Genomic DNA, 17370 nt, shown 5'->3' with positions numbered 1-17370 from the left:
GCAAAACCGAAGGGATTCGATGGACAAAGGCATTCTCAGGAACGTGGCGATCAACTTTTTCGGGCTCGTGCTGCCGACGTTCGTATCGCTCGTGACCGTGCCGTCGTATATCCGGCTGCTCGGCGTGGAGCGCTACGGTGTGATCAGTCTCGTGTGGACGCTGATCGGCTACTTCGGGATTCTCGATCTCGGCATGAGCATGGCCGCGCAGAACCATATTTCGAAGGCGCGCGCGTCGGGCGATCAGCAGGAAAGCGCGCGCGTGTTCTGGAGCGCGACGTGGCTCAATCTGACGACCGGCGTGGTGGGCGGTCTGATCATCTACTTCGGCGCGTTCCTGTACACCGCGTATTTCACGAAGGTATCGCCCGAGCTGCAGCACGAAGTCTATATGGCGCTGCCGTGGCTCGCGGTCGCGATTCCGATCGCGAACGTGTCGTGGGTGTTCGCGGGCGCGATCAATGGCGCGGAACGCTTCGGCGTCTACAACACGAACCAGACGATCGGCACGTTCCTGTTCCAGCTGCTGCCGCTCGGTGCCGCGTTGTGGCTCGGCGCGACTTTGCAGAACGTACTCGCCGCGGCAGTCGTCGCGCGGATTCTCGCGGCATTGCTGCTCGGCCGCTACGCGCTGAAAGTGCTTGAAATACGCAGCATTCAGCCGCCGCGGCTCGGCGTCGCAAAGGGGCTGTTCAACTTCGGCGGCTGGATGCTGATCGCGAGCGTGACGACGATGGTCGCCGATTCGCTCGATCGCGTAATGCTCGGTTCACGGCTCGGCGCGCGTTTCGTCACGTACTACACGGTGCCGCAGAACCTCGTCACGCGTCTGAACATCGTGCCGACCGCGCTGGTACGCACGCTGTTTCCGCGGCTTTCCGCAGTCGGCCGCGCCGACGCCGACACGATCACGCAGCAATCGCTCGAATTTCTGAACGGCGTGTTCACGCCGGTCGCGCTCGTCGCGATGCTGGTGCTCGAACCGTTCCTGCATCTGTGGGTTGGCAACGAGATCGCGACGGTCGCGGCGCCCGTGGGCCGCATCATGATCGTCGCCGTGTGGCTCGTCGGCCAGGCGAACGTGACGCGCATCCTGATTCAGTCACAGGTCAATCCAGCCACCGCCGCGCGCATCGGCCTCGTCGAGTTGCCGCTTTTCGCCGGCGCGTTGTGGCTCGGTATCACGCATTTCGGGCTGACGGGCGCGGCGGTCGCGGTCGCTGCCCGCGCGCTGTTCGACTACGCGGTGCTGCTGCGTTTCGCCGCGATCCGCGCGCGCCAGATCGTGCTCGACATGCTCGCCCATCTCGCCTTCCTGCTCGCCAGCCTGTGGCTCGCCAGCTTCCTGCCGAGCCTCGCGCTCGCGATCGCCGCCGGTGTGCTGATGGTCGGCGCGAACGTCGCGTGGTCGATCACGATGACGCCCGCCTTGCGCAATCTTGCGCGTTCACTGCTATTGCGACTGAATCCGAGGAAAAGCGCATGAATCACGACGTCCTTGAAAAAAAACTGTTGAGGCCCGCGACGCGCAGCGCGCTCGACGAACTGACGAGCGTGCCCGGCATCCAGCCGGCACCGCGCCGTACCGCACCGCGCGCGAGCAAAAGCGTGCGCATCGCGATCGTGCACGACTGGCTCGTCACCTACGCGGGCGCGGAGAAAGTGCTCGAGCAGATCATCGCGTGCTTTCCCGATGCGGATCTGTTCAGCCTCGTGGACTTTCTCGACGATCGCAGCTTCCTGCGCGGCAAGCCGGTGACGACGTCGTTCATCCAGAAGTTGCCGCTCGCGCGCAGCAAGTACCGCTCGTATCTGCCGCTGATGCCGCTCGCGATCGAGCAGCTCGACGTGTCGGCGTACGACGTCGTGATCTCGAGCAGTCACGCGGTCGCCAAGGGCATTCTGACCGGTCCCGATCAGGTGCATATCAGCTACGTGCATTCGCCGATCCGCTATGCGTGGGATTTGCAGCATCAGTATCTGCAGCAGTCGAAGCTGACCAACGGCCCGAAGTCGGCGCTGGCGCGGCTGATTCTGCATTACATGCGCAACTGGGATATCCGCACGTCCAACTCGGTCGACGGCTTCGTCGCGAACTCGGCGTTCATCGCGCGACGCATCAAGAAGGTGTATCAGCGCGACGCGCAGGTGATCTTCCCGCCGGTCGATGTCGAGGCGTTCACGCTGTGCACGGAGAAGGAAGACTTTTATCTGACCGCCTCGCGCATGGTGCCGTACAAGAAAATCGATCTGATCGTCGAGGCGTTCGCGCGGATGCCCGAGCGCAAGCTCGTCGTGATCGGCGACGGACCCGACATGGCGAAGATCCGCGCGAAGGCGGGGCCGAACGTCGAGATCATGGGCTATCAACCGTTCGAGGTGCTGAAGGACCGCATGAGCCGCGCGAAGGCATTCGTGTTCGCGGCCGAAGAGGACTTCGGCATTTCGGTGGTCGAGGCGCAGGCTTGCGGCACGCCGGTGATCGCGTACGGCAAAGGCGGGGCGCTCGAAACGGTGCGCGATCTGTCGGAGCCGAAGCCGACCGGCATGTTCTTCGATGAACAGGATACCGACTCGATCATCGCTGCCGTGAATCGTTTCGACGAGCTTCGGCACCGGTTCCTGCCGGAGAATTGCCGCGGCAACACCGAGCAGTTTTCGGCCGCGCATTTCCGCGAGCGCTTTTTCTCGCAGGTGCGCGCGGCGGTGCCCGCGTTGCGCACGGCGACGCTGCCGGCCTATACGCCGTATCGGCCGGCCGTGCAGGGCGCCGCGAACGTGCCGCGCATTCTCGCCGTCGATCAGAGCGGCGTGCTCGGCGGCGCCGAACTGTCGCTGCTCGAAATCGTCAAGGCGCTGCGCTCGCGCATCGAGGTCGTGCTGTTCGACGACGGGCCGTTCAACACCGCACTCGCGAAAACCGGCGTCGAGGTCACTGTACTCGATGCCGGCGCGCTCAAAAATGTGCGCAAGCAGGGCGGTTCGATGCCGAAAGGTCAGGCGTTGAAGGGACTTATCTCGCTCGTGCGTGCCACCGCGAAACGCGCGCGCAAGGTGGATGTGATCTACGCGAACACGCAGCGTGCGATGGTGATCGGCGCCGTGGCCGGCAAGCTCGCGAGACGGCCGGTGGTCTGGCATTTGCGCGACATCGTCAGCGCCGAGCATTTCGGCGGCAAGCAGCTTGCGATCATCAAGTGGTGCGCGCGGCTCGGCCTCACGCACGTGATCGCCAATTCGGCTGCGTCGGCGCAGGCGTTTGCGGAGCTCACGCGGTTCGACAGCAAGCGCATCGACGTCGTGTTCAACGGGATCGCCGCGGAACCGTTCGACGCATTGCGCACGGTGCCGCAAGCCGTGCTGCGCGAGCGCCTGAGTCTGCCGCGCGACGCGTTTCTCGTCGGCTCGTTCAGCAGGCTTGCGCGTTGGAAGGGACAGCATGTGCTGCTCGAAGCGATGGTGCTCAATCCGCAGATGCATGCAGTGCTGGTCGGCGCGGCGCTGTTCGGCGAGGACCAGTACGAGAGCGAACTGCGCGCCTTCGTCGCCGCGCAAAAGCTTGGCGAGCGCGTGCATTTTCTCGGCTTCCAGCACGATATTCCGGCCTGCATGTGCGCGGTCGATGCGGTCGTGCATACGTCGATCACCCCGGAGCCGTTCGGTCGCGTGATCGTCGAGGGGATGCTCGCGCAGCGGCCGGTCGTGGCGTCGCGCGCAGGCGGCGTGCTCGAAATCATCGACGACTACGAGAACGGCGTGCTGTGTACGCCGGGCGACGCGCATGCGCTCGCCGATACGCTCGCCGAATTGCGCTCGAACGGCGACTTGCGCGACAAACTGGTCAGGAACGGCTATCGAACCGCGCAGGAGCGCTTCGGCACGCGCAGCTATGTGGATGGGGTTGCGCAGATTCTGACCGGCGTGGCAGCGCGGTGACGAGGTGATTTTTACGCGAGGGTAGACGAGGGCTTGGCCAGTCCTTGCTTGGCGTAGCGGAGCGAAAGTCTCGAACGACTTTCGCTCCGTTTTTTTTTGCGCTGTGCGGGAGGTGGGTCAGCGGCCGTTAGTTGTCTGTATCAGACCTGATCAGATGATCAAGCCTGTTTTTTGTTATTCGGGTCATGCAGTCCCATGTTCGCGCCTGGAAGTGGTGAGAAATCGAATATGTGATCCGGTAAAGCCGCCAAGTCTCCCGGCTCGCCACAGGCGTTCCGGTACCTTCACGTTTCTGGGGCTCGATTGGCCGTTTTCTGAACTGTGAGGAAGCACCGGACGAATTGATCATCTAAACGGATTGCGGTCAATAGATTTAATTCGAAATAGGACGGTTTTTGACAAACATTGACAATAGTTCTTGCTGGAGCCTATGGCCCCCGAAGGCGAGAGCCAACAAAAATGCGGTATTGAGCCGCTTTCTTTGTTGAGTCACGATACGGGAAAGATGCGCATGAACATGAGATTTCCGGAGTCATTGTAAATATATGTCAAAACGGTTTTATCTCAAATTAAAGTCCTTGACCGTGACCCGTTTAGATGATTAATTCGCCGGGTGTTTTTTCTGGAAGATCAGCAGAGGTCAAATGGAACAGCAGAAACAGGATGAAACCGGCGTCAAGGAAGAGTGCCAGCTCTGCCGTATTACCTATTCAATCTACTCAAACTTCCCGCCAATGCCGTCCGCAATGGCGCTGAACGCCGAAACCGGCGAATGGTTTCCGTTCGATAGGCTGAAGTCGTATTCAAACGGTTACGACATGGCCGAAGCCCTGGGTTACTCATGGGCGTGCGATTGTCGCGAGCGTAAGGCAGCGCCAGCGCCGCAGAATGCAGAAGAGGATCTCGAACATTATTTCGAGCTTGTTGACGCGAATACCGGGACTCCCGTCGAAGGCATGACCTACAAGCTATTGAGCGACGGACGCATGGTCGTTGAGGACGCGCCGCTTGCAGATGGTAAAACGCGTTCATTTCCGATGAAGAATCATCCGCATCTGACCGTCGTGGCTTGGCGTGCGGGGAATGTCCGATGAGTGATCCGATCAGTAACGATATGCGATTGCTGGCCGCGATCGCTTACGGAGAGGGATCCACAGCGAATGATTCGAACGAAATCGGAGGAATCGCGTTTGCCGTCGCCAACAGGTGCCGGGCATGGGGTGGGAAAACGGTGTCCGAATTGCGCGCAGTGGATCCGAACTATGCTTACGCGTGGAATGGTTCGAACCAGCGCTTCAATAAACTAATGTTCACCCCCGACGAAAAACTCGATGCCGGTCCTGGGATGAAGCTCGCCGTCGAATGGGCTCGAAAAGCATTGCGAAACGAAGGCCCGGACCCGTCTAACGGCGCGTTTTGGTGGGACGGTCTCGACTTCAAGACCGACTACGCGACCCATCCAAAAGTCCAAATCGGATTCAAGTGGGGCGATCCGTCCCACAACATCTTCAGGATGCAAGAGAACAAACGCTTGTTCATCATGCGATGGCGGGTTGTGAATAAGAAGACCGGAAAAATTGTCGACGGGGCTGAACGAGGTCGTTACGACTCGGTTTGGGTTTCCACTGCTGCCCACGGAAGCACGATTTTTTGGACGCTTAACCCCGACTACCTGAAAGCGACAGGAGCGAAAGCATACCGATGAGAATCATAACGATACTGGTGGCGGCTTTGGTCGCCCTATCTAGCAGCGCAGATGCCGCTCAGTCTTACGACGGCTACGAAGCCTTCTACATTGCCCAACCGGGGGCAGTGTTTGGCGTCCCAATCAAGCAGAACGGTGACCCGACCGAGCAAAACGCCGGCGTGGTCTATTCCGACCCAGGCGAGCCAGGCATTTTTACGAAGCTACAAGGCAAACTGGAACGGAATACGCTAAATATTGAACTCTGGGGAAATCGCCTGGCAGTCAACGGCAAAACCTATCGCTTTGCGGACGCTACGACGTTTCCCGGAGAGCATGTGTCCGAAATCTTTCCGCAATCAGCCAATGTATTCATTGCTGCGCGAACCGATACCCATCCGCTCCTACTCTGCGTGGAAGGGCACGGCAGCGGTTCGGGCGAAGCCGCAAGTCGATACCAGCAGATCTCCCTCCTGGTAAACCCTCTGGCGCGCAACCCGACGTTTCTGCATCTGCCAAGTCTACTTTCTTCATGTCGGGCCGTAGTGGCGACGAAGGACGGCAAGCTTGCCTTTCCGAAGAACAGTTACGTTTTCGACGATGCACAGGCATCCCGCGTTGGCCTCGTAGTGTCGTACTACACGTTTGAGAAACAGCGCTTTGTCCCGGTCCCGGCTTTAAAGCAACTCCGGCTCAGATTTACGCATCCAGAGATACCGTTTCAATTTTCCATTCAGGACAAGAACTAAGGCAACGCTAAATAAGTACCTGATTTTCGCAAATGGCCACGTAGCGACAAGGCTTTGCGGGGAGCGAAAAGGACTTAATCAGCGTAGCCCTAAGTATCGACGTTGCTACGTCATTGCCGCGGAGAGCAGGTCTCCCATGAGTAGAAAGCTGAGTTGCATGGATGGCGCGCTGGCCGCCATGAATACGGCGGCCATGACCCGACGGGGCGTTAAAAGGACTCATGTCGCTCCTGCGCGCCACCGCGAGACGCGCGCGCAACGTGGACGTGATCTACGCGAATACGCAGCGCGCGATGGTGATCGGCGCGGTGGCCGGCAAACTCGCGCGACGGCCGGTGGTCTGGCATCTGCGCGACATCGCCAGCGCCCGAGCATTTTGGCGGCAAGCATCTCGCGATCATCAAATGGTGCGCGCGGCTCGGTCTCACGCATGTGATCGCCAATTCGGCGGCGTCGGCACAGGCGTTCGCGAAGCTCACAAGTTTCGACAGCGCGCGCATCGACGTCGTATTCAACGGGATTGCCGCGGACCCGTTCGACGCGTTGCGCACGGTGCCGCAAGCCGTGCTCCGCGAGCACCTGAATTTGCCGCGCGACGCCTTTCTTGTCGGCTCGCTTTCAGAAAGCAGCCGACGAATTGATCATCTAAACGGAACGCGGGTAATAGATCGAATTCGAAATATGCAAACCCGATTCCAAAAGGCGCGTTATCGCTATCTATTCGAAGTTTTGCAGTATCTCAAATGGCGAGTTGATTCACGAGTGCACCCATTATGCGGATACTTTTAATTCGATCGATGAGGTATATGCAGATACCGAGTCAGGTGCGAAGTACTTTGCGAAAAATCATCCTGATATCGCAATCAGGAATGCAGACAACATAACCGGTTATATTGCAACATTCGATGGGCGAAATATCAGATGAGTAAGAAGCTGGAAGTGAGGGGCAGTGTTGTGATCGTAGCGCTTGCCATTTCGGCTTGTCTTTATGGATCGGCTGGCGCATGTACCATCGGGGAAGAAGCAGAGATAGAGTTGCCATTCAATACGACTGCGCTGACCAATGCAAACAGGCTCGCAATTATGGATGCCGTAATCGAGGCGAAAAAATGGCCCGACGTCCAGATTCAGGCGGTTATCATGGCCGGCGCATATACCGTAGAACGCAATCTGGATCGGTTGAAAGAAGACCGGGCTAGAAGCGTCAAGGTGTATTTGCAGCAGCTTGGTATCAGAAGTGAAAACATTCTGATCGAGAAGCATACTTTCACGGATGAAATGGTAGTGAAGCGTCCTGATGGCACACTTGGTTATCGTCAGGTCTTCGTAGAGTTCAAGCCGATTTGTAACGGTAGCTGCGCGTGGATGTGCGACGATCCAAGGGTGACGCCGCGCAGCAAGGTTATCAACCCATAAGCACAAGAACAGGGCTCCGCCGAAGCGGGGCCTGTTCATAGACAGGTCACGCAGGCACGCGGCACCACCGCGACTGGGCAAAGGCGACATCGCCGATGAACTCGATGCCGGTAAGCACAAAGCCGTTAGGGATGTGTTCAAAACGCGCTCAAGCCGCGATGTTCGGTCATATCGGTGTGGACACCGACTCGTTGATTTTTGTCTCGCCATGCTGCCATGGATACCGTGAGCATGACCCGACGTCCAGATTCCGTTAGCGCCTTTCAGGCTTAAAACTCGCCGACCACTTCATCGCAGGCAACTCAACGAGCCGATAAAACACATAGGCGGCCGGCACCGCGACCAGCATATAGCCGAACGACGGCCAGATTGACATCTGCAGCGACGAACGAAACAGCCACGCCGACAGCAGTACGAAGATCGGCAGATGGATCAGATACAGCGAGAAGCTGAAGTCGCCGACGCGCGACAGCAGGCGCGACAGCGCGTGCGACCCTGCGCGAAGCAGCGCGAGCACGCCGCTCGCTTCGCATTGCGGGTCCTTGCGCGCATCGAGTGTCTTGTACAGATAGCACGCGAAGCCGAGCGCCCATATCTGGAACGCGCCGTACTGGCCGAAGTGAAACGCGACGCAGCCTGCCGCGATCAAGGCCGCCGCGAGCACGTACAGCGATGCCGGCGCACGCGCCGCTCGCACGCTGCGCGCTTTGGCGTCGGCGATCCACGCACCGAGCATCCAGGAGAACCAGTACGACGTGAAGAACTGCAGATCGTGGCGCTCCAACCCGTACGCGGACGCAACGTTGATCGCGCCGACGAGCGCGAGCACGGCGTTCATGCCGATGCGTCTGCGCAGCGCGAACAGCAGCGGATAGATCGCATAGAACTGCACTTCGAGCGACAGCGTCCACAGCGCGCCGTTCGAGCCATACGTTTTACCCGCCATACCCTGCAGCGAAAACAGGTTGACCAGAAACGGATGCCAGCCGATGTCGCGAATCTTGTGACTGACGGGCGGCAATTGCAGGCTCAACGAATCGAGCGCGAAGGTCAGTACGAGCGCCGCGAGCAGCACCGGGTAGATGCGCGCGAAGCGCCGCAGCCAGAAGTTGCCTGCATCGAGCCGGTAAGCGGGATTGCCCGCGAGCCGCAGCGCGCCGCCGCGATGGATGCAGTAGCCGCTGATGACGAAGAACATCGGCACACCGGCCGAGCCCCATGCGATCGGAAACGTCAGATACGCGGCGAGACTACTGGGACTCAACGAATGTCCGACGCTCTGATGAAACGCCTGCATGCCGACCCACACGATCTGGCGGCAATGAAAGTAGGCGACCAGCAGCGCGGCGAAGCCTCGCATCGCGTCGATCGCGTGCTCCTTGCTGGCGCTATCGACACGCGCGTCGCTGCGCGCATGCGCCGTGGCCGGGTTTTTCTCCGGGCGCGGCAGCGGGGAGAGGGGCAGGGATGAGCCGGCGGCATCCAGTGCTGGGTCGCTCATACGCGGTCCTTATCTGAAGCGGAAAAGAGAAAAAATTGACGCGGAACAGGCCTTCGAGCGGGCGTCTTGCGCACCCGCGACGCATCCATCCTAGAGCACCGCAATCCTGAAAAATGATTAAAAAAATCCATTTCGCATTGAATCCGACATCTATTTTGTGACGAATTGTAATTGCGCGTCGACGTATGGGGTATCGAATTATTTATCGCTTTTGTCGTGCTAATTTAAAGCAAGGATTTTCTGACCCCGAGGTGAAGTCATGAACCTGCATTTACTGGCCGGCGTGGCCGTCCTGCTGATCCTGGTGGCCGCCTCCGCCTACCGCGATGCCTTGCGCAACGAGCCGATCCGTAGCTACCGGATGAACCCAGGCAAGCTGCCACCGGTCGACGAACAGGAATGACGTGCTGCCGAAGCCGGTCATCGGGTCGCCAGGCGACCCGTGCCAGGGGTCGTCCGAAAGGTAAGACTTTCGGATTTGCTCGATCACCAACTGGCAATAGATACGTAATAATTTCCTCAATTTTTCACAATATCGCATTGCGATTAATGCGCGAATTATCCGAATTGAATCGGAGAAAAGCCGCCTCCGTGAACCTCGCAGTTTTTCTGCTAGTCTTGCGCCGGCATTGATTGGCCGCAAGGTCCGCGAACACACCAATTTCTAACCGATGTGGGAATGCCTACCATGCTGAAAGTCACCAAAGCCGTGTTTCCCGTAGCGGGCCTCGGGACACGATTCCTGCCGGCTACCAAAGCAAGTCCGAAGGAAATGCTGCCGATCGTCGACAAGCCGCTGATCCAGTACGCGGTCGAAGAAGCGATCGACGCCGGCATCACCGAGATGATCTTCGTGACGGGCCGCAGCAAGCGCGCGATCGAAGATCACTTCGATAAATCCTATGAGATCGAGTCCGAACTCGAAGCGCGCAACAAGCAGAAGCTGCTCGACCTCGTGCGCAGCATCAAGCCGGCCAACGTCGACTGCTTTTACGTGCGCCAGGCCGAAGCACTCGGTCTCGGCCATGCGGTGCTGTGCGCCGAAAAACTGGTGGGCGACAGCCCGTTCGCGGTGATTCTCGCCGACGACCTGCTGCATAGCGCGAAGCCCGTGATGAGCCAGCTCGTCGATACTTTCAACCACTATCACAGCTCGGTGATCGGCGTCGAAACGATCGCGCGCGAGGACAGCCGCTCGTACGGCGTCGTCGATGGCCGCGAGTGGGAAGACAACGTGATCAAGCTGTCGGGCATCGTCGAGAAGCCAGCGCCGGACGAGGCGCCGTCGAATCTCGGCGTGGTGGGCCGCTACGTGCTGATGCCGACGATCTTCAAGCATATCCGCGCGCTGAAGCCGGGCGCGGGCGGCGAGCTGCAACTGACCGACGCGGTGCAGTCGTTGCTGACCGAGGAGCAGGTGCTAGCGTATCGCTACTTCGGCACGCGCTTCGATTGCGGCAGCAAGCTCGGCTATCTGAAGGCGACCGTCGAATTCGCACTGCGCCATCCCGAGGTGAAGGTTGAATTCGAGGCATATCTGCAAGCCTATATGAAGAACGAAGCGTCAGGTGGGGAGGCGGCGCAATTGACGGCAGAAGCCGCGTGAAGTGACACGACCTGGAAGGAAAAACGGGCGCCGCATTGCACGGCGCCCGTCGTCGTTTCGGCCGGACGGCCTCAACCCTGCTTCTTCACCTCGAGCCGGAACTTGTGCAGCAACGGCTCGGTATATCCGCTCGGCTGCTGGCGCCCCTCGAAGACGAGCGCCTGCGCGGCCTTGAACGCGATCGTGTCGAAGCCCGGCGCCATCGGCTGGTAGAGCGGATCACCGGCGTTTTGCGCGTCCACCACCTTGGCCATGCGCTTGAACGTCTCCTCGACGAGCTCGCGCTTGATCACACCGTGATACAGCCAGTTGGCGATGTGCTGGCTCGAAATACGCAGCGTCGCGCGGTCTTCCATCAGGCCGACGTTGTGGATGTCCGGCACTTTCGAGCAGCCGACGCCCTGGTCGATCCAGCGCACCACATAGCCGAGAATGCCCTGCGCGTTGTTGTCGACCTCGGCGCGGATTTCGTCGTCGCTCCATTGCGCCTTTTCGACGACCGGAATCGTCAGCAGGCCGTCGAGCAGTTCGTCGCGCACCGTCGCATAGTCGGTGCGTTCGAGTTCCTGCTGGACCGCCTGCACGTCGACCTGGTGATAGTGCAGCGCGTGCAGCGTCGCCGCGGTCGGCGAGGGCACCCACGCGGTGTTCGCGCCGGCCTTCGGATGGCCGATCTTCTGCTCCAGCATTGCGTGCATCAGGTCGGGCATCGCCCACATGCCCTTGCCGATCTGCGAGCGGCCGCGCAAGCCGGCGCTCAAACCGACCAGCACGTTGCTGCGCTCGTACGACGTGATCCACTTGCTCGACTTCATGTCGCCCTTGCGCATCATCGGGCCCGCTTCCATCGCCGAGTGCATCTCGTCGCCGGTGCGATCGAGGAAGCCCGTGTTGATGAACGCGACGCGCGCCGACGCTGCGGCGATACAGGCGAGCAGATTCACGCTGGTGCGGCGCTCCTCGTCCATGATGCCCATCTTGATCGTGTTGCGCGGCAGCTTCAGCAGGTCTTCGACGCGCGCGAACAGTTCGCTCGCGAACGCGACTTCGGCCGGTCCGTGCATCTTCGGCTTCACGATATAGATCGAGCCGGTGCGCGAGTTCAGCTTGTTCTCGCGGTCGCGCAGCGCGCACAGCGTCGTGATCACCGCGTCGAGAATGCCTTCCGGAATCTCGTGGCCGTCTTTCGTCAATATGGCCGGGTTCGTCATCAGATGGCCGACGTTGCGGATGAACAGCAGCGAGCGGCCATGCAGCTTGACCTGCGACTTGCCGTCGGCGCCGATGTATTCGCGATCGGCATTGAGCCGGCGCGTGAAGGTCTTGCCGTTCTTCGTGACCTGTTCGGTCAGGTCGCCGTTCATGAGGCCGAGCCAGTTGCGATAGAGCTGCACCTTGTCGTCGGCATCGACGGCCGCGACCGAGTCCTCGCAATCGATGATCGTGGTGACCGCCGCTTCGACGACGATGTCCTTCACATGAGCGGCATCGGTCTTGCCGATCGAATCGTTCGCATCGATCTGGATCTCGACGTGCAGGCCGTTGTGCTTGAGCAGCACCGCCGACGGCGTACTCGCGTCGCCCTGATAGCCGACGAACTGCGCGGGTGTCTTCAGCGCCGTGGTGCCGCTCTTCAGCGCGACGACCAACTGGCCGTTCTCGACGCTGTAGCGCGTTGCGTCCGCGTGCGAGCCGTTCGCGAGCGGCGCGGCCTGATCGAGGAACTTGCGCGCATACGCGATCACGGCTGCGCCGCGCACCGGGTTGAAGCCCTTCTGCTTTTCCGCGCCGTTCGTTTCGGGGATCGCGTCGGTGCCGTACAGCGCGTCGTACAGGCTGCCCCAACGCGCGTTTGCGGCGTTCAGCGCGTAGCGCTGGTTCGACAGCGGCACGACGAGTTGCGGGCCGGCCTGTCCGGAGATTTCGCTGTCCACGTGGTCGGTCGTGGCCTGGACGCTGGCGGGCACGGGCACGATGTAGCCGATGCCTTCGAGAAACGCACGATACGCGCGCAGATCCCGCACCGGGCCGGGATTGGCCCGATGCCAGTTGTCGAGTTCGCTTTGCAGGCGGTCGCGCTCGGCGAGCAACGCCCGATTTTTGGGCGCCAGCTCGTGCACGAGGGCGTCGAATCCCGACCAGAAGGCGGCGCTGTCGATTCCGGTGCCGGGCAGGGCTTCGGATTCAACGAACTGGTCGAGGTTGGCGGCGACCTGCAGTCCGCCGCGCGGGTTCATCTGAGTCATCGACTGCTCCATCTGTTATGGGACCGACGAGGGGGCATCGGTCCGCGTTGTGCCTCGGGATTGCTTTGACGCTCGGCGCTTTACACGCCGAGCGCCTGAATGCCGGCTTTTGCGATCTGCGCATCCTGCTCCGACTTGACGCCCGACACGCCGACCGCGCCGACCACGTGGCCATCGACGATCACCGGCACGCCGCCTTCGAGCGTGCCCTGCAGCGGTGCGCTGAGGAACGCGGTGCGGCCGTTGTTGATCATGTCTTCATAGACCTTGGTTTCGCGCCGGCCGAGCGCCGCGGTGCGCGCTTTTTCGGTCGCGATATACGAGGTGGAGGGCGCCGCGCCGTCGAGACGCAGCACCGCGAGCGGATGGCCGCCGTCGTCCGCGACGACGATCGCGACAGGCCATTTGTTCTTCTCGGCTTCCGCGCGGGCGGCATCGACAATGCGGGTCGTCTCGGCGACGGTCAACATGGGTTTGGTCAACATAATGAATTTCCTGTCTCGGTGATGGGAAGGTGGCGTCTACAGCTTCTTTCGGTAACCGGCGATGCGGCGCTTCAGGAGATCCTCGGGGCTCCGTTGCAAGCTTCTTGCGGCTCTCCGGCGCGCGGCTGATCCGACGATTTTACTTCCGCGCGAGGCAGCGCGAAACGGCGGCCTCGCCAGGCGGCTCTGCCCGTGCGCTCGACAGTGCCGCCGCAACGCCACGCGCCGGGCGGTCCACAAGCGCGGCCTGGTTCAGAAATAACGAGGTAGACCAGCAGATGAGCTGGTTTTCGAAGCCTTCATTGCGGCCAGACAATGGTCGCGCCGCGAGCCGTAGCGGGGGCGACGGCTCCGGTTCATCGTTGGATGACAGCGGCAAGCGGACTAGGCCCGGTTCACGCTTTCACGAGTGATCCAGACCCGCGCATGGGCGACGCGAACACCGCTTAGCCGCCCACGAACCAGTCGAAACCAGTGGAAGGCAGCCGAAACTGGCTGATACGCCCGAAGAAACGTTCGATCTGCGTTCGACCTGTTCAGGTCGGTTTCCCGCACTCGCCGACAATGAGGCCAACCGGGGCAGCAGCATTGACTATGATCGCGCTGTCAGTCCGGACCACACGATGACGGCTTGGCGGTGCAACCCAGTCAGCGAGCGGGGGGCGTTGATGAATGGCGATCGCGGAGAAATCCTTGCACCCAGTTTTCGGGGCGACGTCCGAGGTCGGGTGCGCGATGGCAAGGTGGGCGAAGCCCAAACATATTCCAGCGCATAGTGCAGGCAGCGTACGCATGGTGTGTCCTCCTTGTGCGAGAGAACCAGTAAAGTGCCAGTCAACTGTCTGTCAGCTTCGATCAGTGGGGCATCGCAGCGATCAACCTTGCTCCGCGTCGGTAGTGGCGGATCGATCGTTGGCTCGTTGAAGGCACGACAGGCCTGGTACGCTTTCAATCTATGCAGTGGCGATTAAAGCAGGCTTAAAGGCTTTCCCCGTGCCGGCACGATGATGATCGCCCGTTCTCTCCACTGTGCGGGGACGCCTTGTGGCAGGTGCCTGACCGTTCGCCCGACGCAACCCCCGACCCGCGCGAGTGGGTGATCGTCTACCGGACCGAGCGCGGGTTCTGCTGCATGTACCGGGGCGAGCCGGTCGAATTCGACGAGATGCTGGACGTGCAGATGTGGTCGAGGAAGAGGACGTGCGGCTCTGGTACTTCGGGCTTTGAACTGGTCCGCGCGTCGTGCGCTACGCAATTGCACGCCTTCGTCTGAATGAATTGGTGTCGAACTGCCCCGATTGACGTTTTATCGAAGAATGCAGCATTCACTTGAATTTATGTCACAACATGCCTATCCTGGCGGCGAGTGGTGCGGAACACGGTACGGCGATATTGCTGGTTGTTGCATAGGGTCCGAGAGAACGTCCACTCGTCTTCAGGCGACAGAAGGCGATCCCCTCCGCCCAGCTTAACGGCTGGGCTTTTTTTTAAATTGACCCATACGTGATGGTGAATCCGTTCGCCACTTTCTTTCGATTCCTTGACAGAAGAACGCTGCAACATGCTCGGCGGCTGTCGTTCCGCTATGGGATTTTCTGGCTGGGCGCGGTGGCCACGGGTCTCGTCGCAGTTCTGTATGCGCACCTTATTGACGCATGTCATGACATATTTCGGCGCATTACCGCCGTCCGCTGGTGGCTGCCTTTCCTGCTCACGCCGGCTATCGGCGCGGCCAGCGTATGGATCAAGAGGCGGTTCATTCCCGGCGCGAAAGGCAGCGGCATTCCTCAGGTCATCGCCACGCTGCATGATCGCGGCGGACTTGCGCCGCGGCTTTTGAGCATCAGGATCCTGATCGGCAAGATCGTGGTGTCTTTTCTGTCGATCGTCGGCGGCTTCACCATCGGCCGCGAAGGCCCGACCATCCACGTCGGCGCAGCGCTGATGTTTAATCTGCGGCACTTCTATCCAGCGCGCTTTCGGGCAATCCGCGGGTTCGATCTCGAACGCAGGCTCGCCCTCGCCGGTGCCGCCGCAGGCCTGTCGGCGGCGTTCATTTGCGGTAGCGTGAATTCAACGGTGGGCGATCGGATTGCTGAGGACTTGATGCCGCCGGATTCATCGGGTCCCTGGGCCGGGATCAGGTTGTCGAGCGGCTCGTGCGCGGCGGCCGTTGCGTGTCCCATGGCGCGATGGTATGCGGACCGCGCCGAGCCACCCTCGGGCTCTTCTTCGGCGAACCTGTCGAGCGAGGCGAACGGCGAAAGCCTGACGGCCGCCGAGGAGCACTTTAAGTCGCGCACTTCTTTCGGCGCAGGCAGTTTCGCGCTCAGCGCCTTGGGTTTCGCGGCTTCGCGCATCAATTGGTGATCTCGATCTCGGTAGGTGATAGGCGACCGGCGCGACATCGCGCGCTCGACCGGCCGCCACGGATCGATGTAGCGGTAGCGAGGCGGGCTGGTATTGCGTGACCGTAGCAGGAACTTCCCGCGTCCTCGACCGTATGCCGCGGCTATGCCTCCTCGCCTTTTTCATCCCGTCCGATAGCGATGCTCGTCGACGACGCAAACATGTAACGCGGCACATCCAGATTCTGGGGCGCGGGTTTGTCTTTGAACACTCGACCGGCCAGGTCGTAAGTCGAGCCGTGACAAGGGCACAGAAAGCCCCCGGGCCAATCGTCGGGCAGACTGGGTTGCGGCCCGGGCTGGAAGCGGGGCAGCGGGGTGCAGCCGAGATGGGTGCACACGCCGATCACAACGAGTATGTTGCGATGATCCGGGCGCGACCGGTATTCGTTGTTGCAGTAGGCCGGCAACGGTATCGAGAACGGATGCGCGGTATGCGGGTCGGCGACCATCGGGTTGGCCTTGAGCACGGCCGCCAGCATCTCGTTGGTTCTGTTGACGATGAAAATCGGCTTGCCGCGCCACGCCACGGTCATCATGCTGCCAGGCTCGAGTCTGCCGATGTCGGCGCTGACTGGCGCCCCGGCTGCCCTCGCACTCGCTGGCGGCGCAAACGAGTCGACAAAAGGAACGACGACCGCCACGCCTCCTATGGCGCCGACGGCCGATGTGGCGATGAGCCATCTGCGGCGGGTTTCGTCGAGAGGCTCGCTGGAACCGTTTTTCATGGCAAGCTCCAAGTCGGTTCGGTTGCCCATCGCGACTTTTCACGAGTACCGGTTGCCGAATGCACCGCCGCGGTCGTCACGCGCCGGAAAGCCGGCGAATCGGATCGCGTGCGGCCAGAAAGGCGAAACGCCGGTCTACATCGACCACAGGAACACTTCATGCGCATGCGACGACGGAGCGATATTCACGTCCCTGCGCTCCGTCTTGCCGTTATATGTGGCGCTCACGCTATACCGGCCGTGAGGCAGCGACGCCAGCAGGAAAGGACCCTTTGCGGTGGTCTGCAATATCGTATCGCCGTGCATGTCGGATAGCGTCACCGGGATATTCGCAAGGTATTCGTTGCCGCTAGCCGCCTTGCCCGCAAACTCGAGCGTGAGTGGATACCTTGGCATGACCTCCTTGATAGCGGTGGATTGGCCAAGGCCGATCCCGCCGCTCAGGAACGTAACCTCACCCTCGTGCTGTACCGCGGGTAAAGGCTGAGTTGCCGCGAACGCGTATTGGACGCTTGCGCCCAGTGCGAGTGCCGTCAAGCCAACTTTGACGATTGTGTGCTGGTTCATTTCGAACTCCTCGTAAAGTGTGGCGATGAGGTACGCGCCGCCAC

At 60.7% G+C, this 17370-nt stretch carries 13 protein-coding genes and 2 pseudogenes; 10 read left to right on the top strand and 5 right to left on the bottom strand.

Annotation, left to right across the window (positions count from 1 at the left end; all coding sequences use genetic code 11):
* Positions 1-19: 19 nt before the first annotated feature.
* From OKW30_RS09680 to OKW30_RS09650, 7 genes and pseudogenes are all read left to right on the top strand, one after another.
* Positions 20-1486, top strand: coding sequence for a flippase (locus OKW30_RS09680; RefSeq protein WP_184063444.1), 1467 nt, complete (start codon positions 20-22; stop codon positions 1484-1486).
* Entirely contained in the window at positions 1483-3936 is a 2454-nt protein-coding gene (locus tag OKW30_RS09675) for a glycosyltransferase family 4 protein (RefSeq protein ID WP_429346593.1), read from the top strand. Before OKW30_RS09680 ends, OKW30_RS09675 begins: the two co-directional genes overlap by 4 nt.
* A 644-nt stretch (positions 3937-4580) precedes the next feature.
* A complete protein-coding gene (locus tag OKW30_RS09670; RefSeq protein ID WP_429346592.1) occupies positions 4581-5030 on the top strand; it encodes a hypothetical protein in 450 nt (149 codons plus the stop codon).
* Entirely contained in the window at positions 5027-5641 is a 615-nt protein-coding gene (locus OKW30_RS09665) for a hypothetical protein (protein WP_429346591.1), read from the top strand. Before OKW30_RS09670 ends, OKW30_RS09665 begins: the two co-directional genes overlap by 4 nt.
* Entirely contained in the window at positions 5638-6369 is a 732-nt protein-coding gene (locus tag OKW30_RS09660; protein ID WP_429346590.1) for a hypothetical protein, read from the top strand. Before OKW30_RS09665 ends, OKW30_RS09660 begins: the two co-directional genes overlap by 4 nt.
* 206 nt (positions 6370-6575) lie before the next feature.
* A pseudogene (locus OKW30_RS09655) lies at positions 6576-7002 on the top strand (glycosyltransferase); the annotation flags it as partial.
* Positions 7003-7290: 288 nt separating this feature from the next.
* Entirely contained in the window at positions 7291-7785 is a 495-nt protein-coding gene (locus OKW30_RS09650) for a hypothetical protein (protein WP_429346589.1), read from the top strand.
* A 253-nt stretch (positions 7786-8038) separates the two neighbouring features.
* Here the strand turns inward: OKW30_RS09650 and OKW30_RS09645 are convergent, their stop codons facing one another.
* The gene (locus OKW30_RS09645) at positions 8039-9286 is read right to left on the bottom strand and encodes an acyltransferase family protein (RefSeq protein ID WP_429346588.1); all 1248 of its coding nucleotides are present in this window, start codon (positions 9284-9286) and stop codon (positions 8039-8041) included.
* A 259-nt stretch (positions 9287-9545) separates the two neighbouring features.
* Here OKW30_RS09645 and OKW30_RS09640 point away from each other — a divergent pair, with 259 nt between their 5' ends.
* Both OKW30_RS09640 and galU read left to right on the top strand, forming a co-directional pair.
* Positions 9546-9689 (top strand): hypothetical protein, encoded by a 144-nt coding sequence (locus tag OKW30_RS09640; protein ID WP_184074077.1) that lies wholly within the window; start codon positions 9546-9548, stop codon positions 9687-9689.
* A gap of 285 nt (positions 9690-9974) precedes the next feature.
* On the top strand, positions 9975-10892 hold the full coding sequence (galU, locus tag OKW30_RS09635) for a UTP--glucose-1-phosphate uridylyltransferase GalU (protein ID WP_184074075.1): 918 nt from the start codon (positions 9975-9977) through the stop codon (positions 10890-10892).
* Positions 10893-10963: 71 nt separating this feature from the next.
* On the opposite strand, the gene OKW30_RS09630 is transcribed toward galU, so the two are convergent.
* On the bottom strand, positions 10964-13138 hold the full coding sequence (locus OKW30_RS09630; RefSeq protein WP_429346587.1) for a malate synthase G: 2175 nt from the start codon (positions 13136-13138) through the stop codon (positions 10964-10966).
* 80 nt (positions 13139-13218) lie between these two features.
* Positions 13219-13623 carry a heme-binding protein gene (locus OKW30_RS09625; protein WP_184033654.1) on the bottom strand — a complete coding sequence of 135 codons (405 nt, stop codon included), beginning with the start codon at positions 13621-13623 and terminating at the stop codon, positions 13219-13221.
* Positions 13624-15129: 1506 nt separating this feature from the next.
* Between OKW30_RS09625 and OKW30_RS09620 the strand changes: the two are divergent.
* Positions 15130-15678: pseudogene (locus OKW30_RS09620) on the top strand (chloride channel protein); the annotation flags it as partial.
* A gap of 457 nt (positions 15679-16135) precedes the next feature.
* Here OKW30_RS09620 and petA read toward each other — a convergent pair.
* Positions 16136-16759, bottom strand: a complete 624-nt coding sequence (gene petA / locus OKW30_RS09615) for a ubiquinol-cytochrome c reductase iron-sulfur subunit (RefSeq protein WP_429346586.1) — start codon at positions 16757-16759, stop codon at positions 16136-16138.
* Positions 16760-16894: 135 nt separating this feature from the next.
* Positions 16895-17326 (bottom strand): carboxypeptidase regulatory-like domain-containing protein, encoded by a 432-nt coding sequence (locus OKW30_RS09610; RefSeq protein ID WP_429346585.1) that lies wholly within the window; start codon positions 17324-17326, stop codon positions 16895-16897.
* Positions 17327-17370: the final 44 nt, after the last annotated feature.

The sequence above is a fragment of the Paraburkholderia sp. Clong3 genome, assembly GCF_050436485.1.
In the GTDB taxonomy this organism is placed as follows: Bacteria; Pseudomonadota; Gammaproteobacteria; order Burkholderiales; family Burkholderiaceae; genus Paraburkholderia; species Paraburkholderia tuberum.
Note: the sequence above shows the minus strand (reverse complement) of the source record. Positions and strands in the feature narration are given on the sequence as shown.

What these genes read in the sequence shown, in the direction of transcription:
- OKW30_RS09675 (WP_429346593.1), top strand. Translation starts at nt 1,483, where the DNA reads ATGAATCACGACGTCCTTGAAAAAAAACTGTTGAGGCCCGCGACGCGC.
- OKW30_RS09625 (WP_184033654.1), bottom strand. Translation starts at nt 13,623, where the DNA reads ATGTTGACCAAACCCATGTTGACCGTCGCCGAGACGACCCGCATTGTC.
- OKW30_RS09610 (WP_429346585.1), bottom strand. Translation starts at nt 17,326, where the DNA reads ATGAACCAGCACACAATCGTCAAAGTTGGCTTGACGGCACTCGCACTG.
- galU (WP_184074075.1), top strand. Translation starts at nt 9,975, where the DNA reads ATGCTGAAAGTCACCAAAGCCGTGTTTCCCGTAGCGGGCCTCGGGACA.
- OKW30_RS09665 (WP_429346591.1), top strand. Translation starts at nt 5,027, where the DNA reads ATGAGTGATCCGATCAGTAACGATATGCGATTGCTGGCCGCGATCGCT.
- petA (WP_429346586.1), bottom strand. Translation starts at nt 16,759, where the DNA reads ATGAAAAACGGTTCCAGCGAGCCTCTCGACGAAACCCGCCGCAGATGG.
- OKW30_RS09650 (WP_429346589.1), top strand. Translation starts at nt 7,291, where the DNA reads ATGAGTAAGAAGCTGGAAGTGAGGGGCAGTGTTGTGATCGTAGCGCTT.
- OKW30_RS09660 (WP_429346590.1), top strand. Translation starts at nt 5,638, where the DNA reads ATGAGAATCATAACGATACTGGTGGCGGCTTTGGTCGCCCTATCTAGC.
- OKW30_RS09645 (WP_429346588.1), bottom strand. Translation starts at nt 9,286, where the DNA reads ATGAGCGACCCAGCACTGGATGCCGCCGGCTCATCCCTGCCCCTCTCC.
- OKW30_RS09680 (WP_184063444.1), top strand. Translation starts at nt 20, where the DNA reads ATGGACAAAGGCATTCTCAGGAACGTGGCGATCAACTTTTTCGGGCTC.
- OKW30_RS09630 (WP_429346587.1), bottom strand. Translation starts at nt 13,138, where the DNA reads ATGACTCAGATGAACCCGCGCGGCGGACTGCAGGTCGCCGCCAACCTC.
- OKW30_RS09670 (WP_429346592.1), top strand. Translation starts at nt 4,581, where the DNA reads ATGGAACAGCAGAAACAGGATGAAACCGGCGTCAAGGAAGAGTGCCAG.
- OKW30_RS09640 (WP_184074077.1), top strand. Translation starts at nt 9,546, where the DNA reads ATGAACCTGCATTTACTGGCCGGCGTGGCCGTCCTGCTGATCCTGGTG.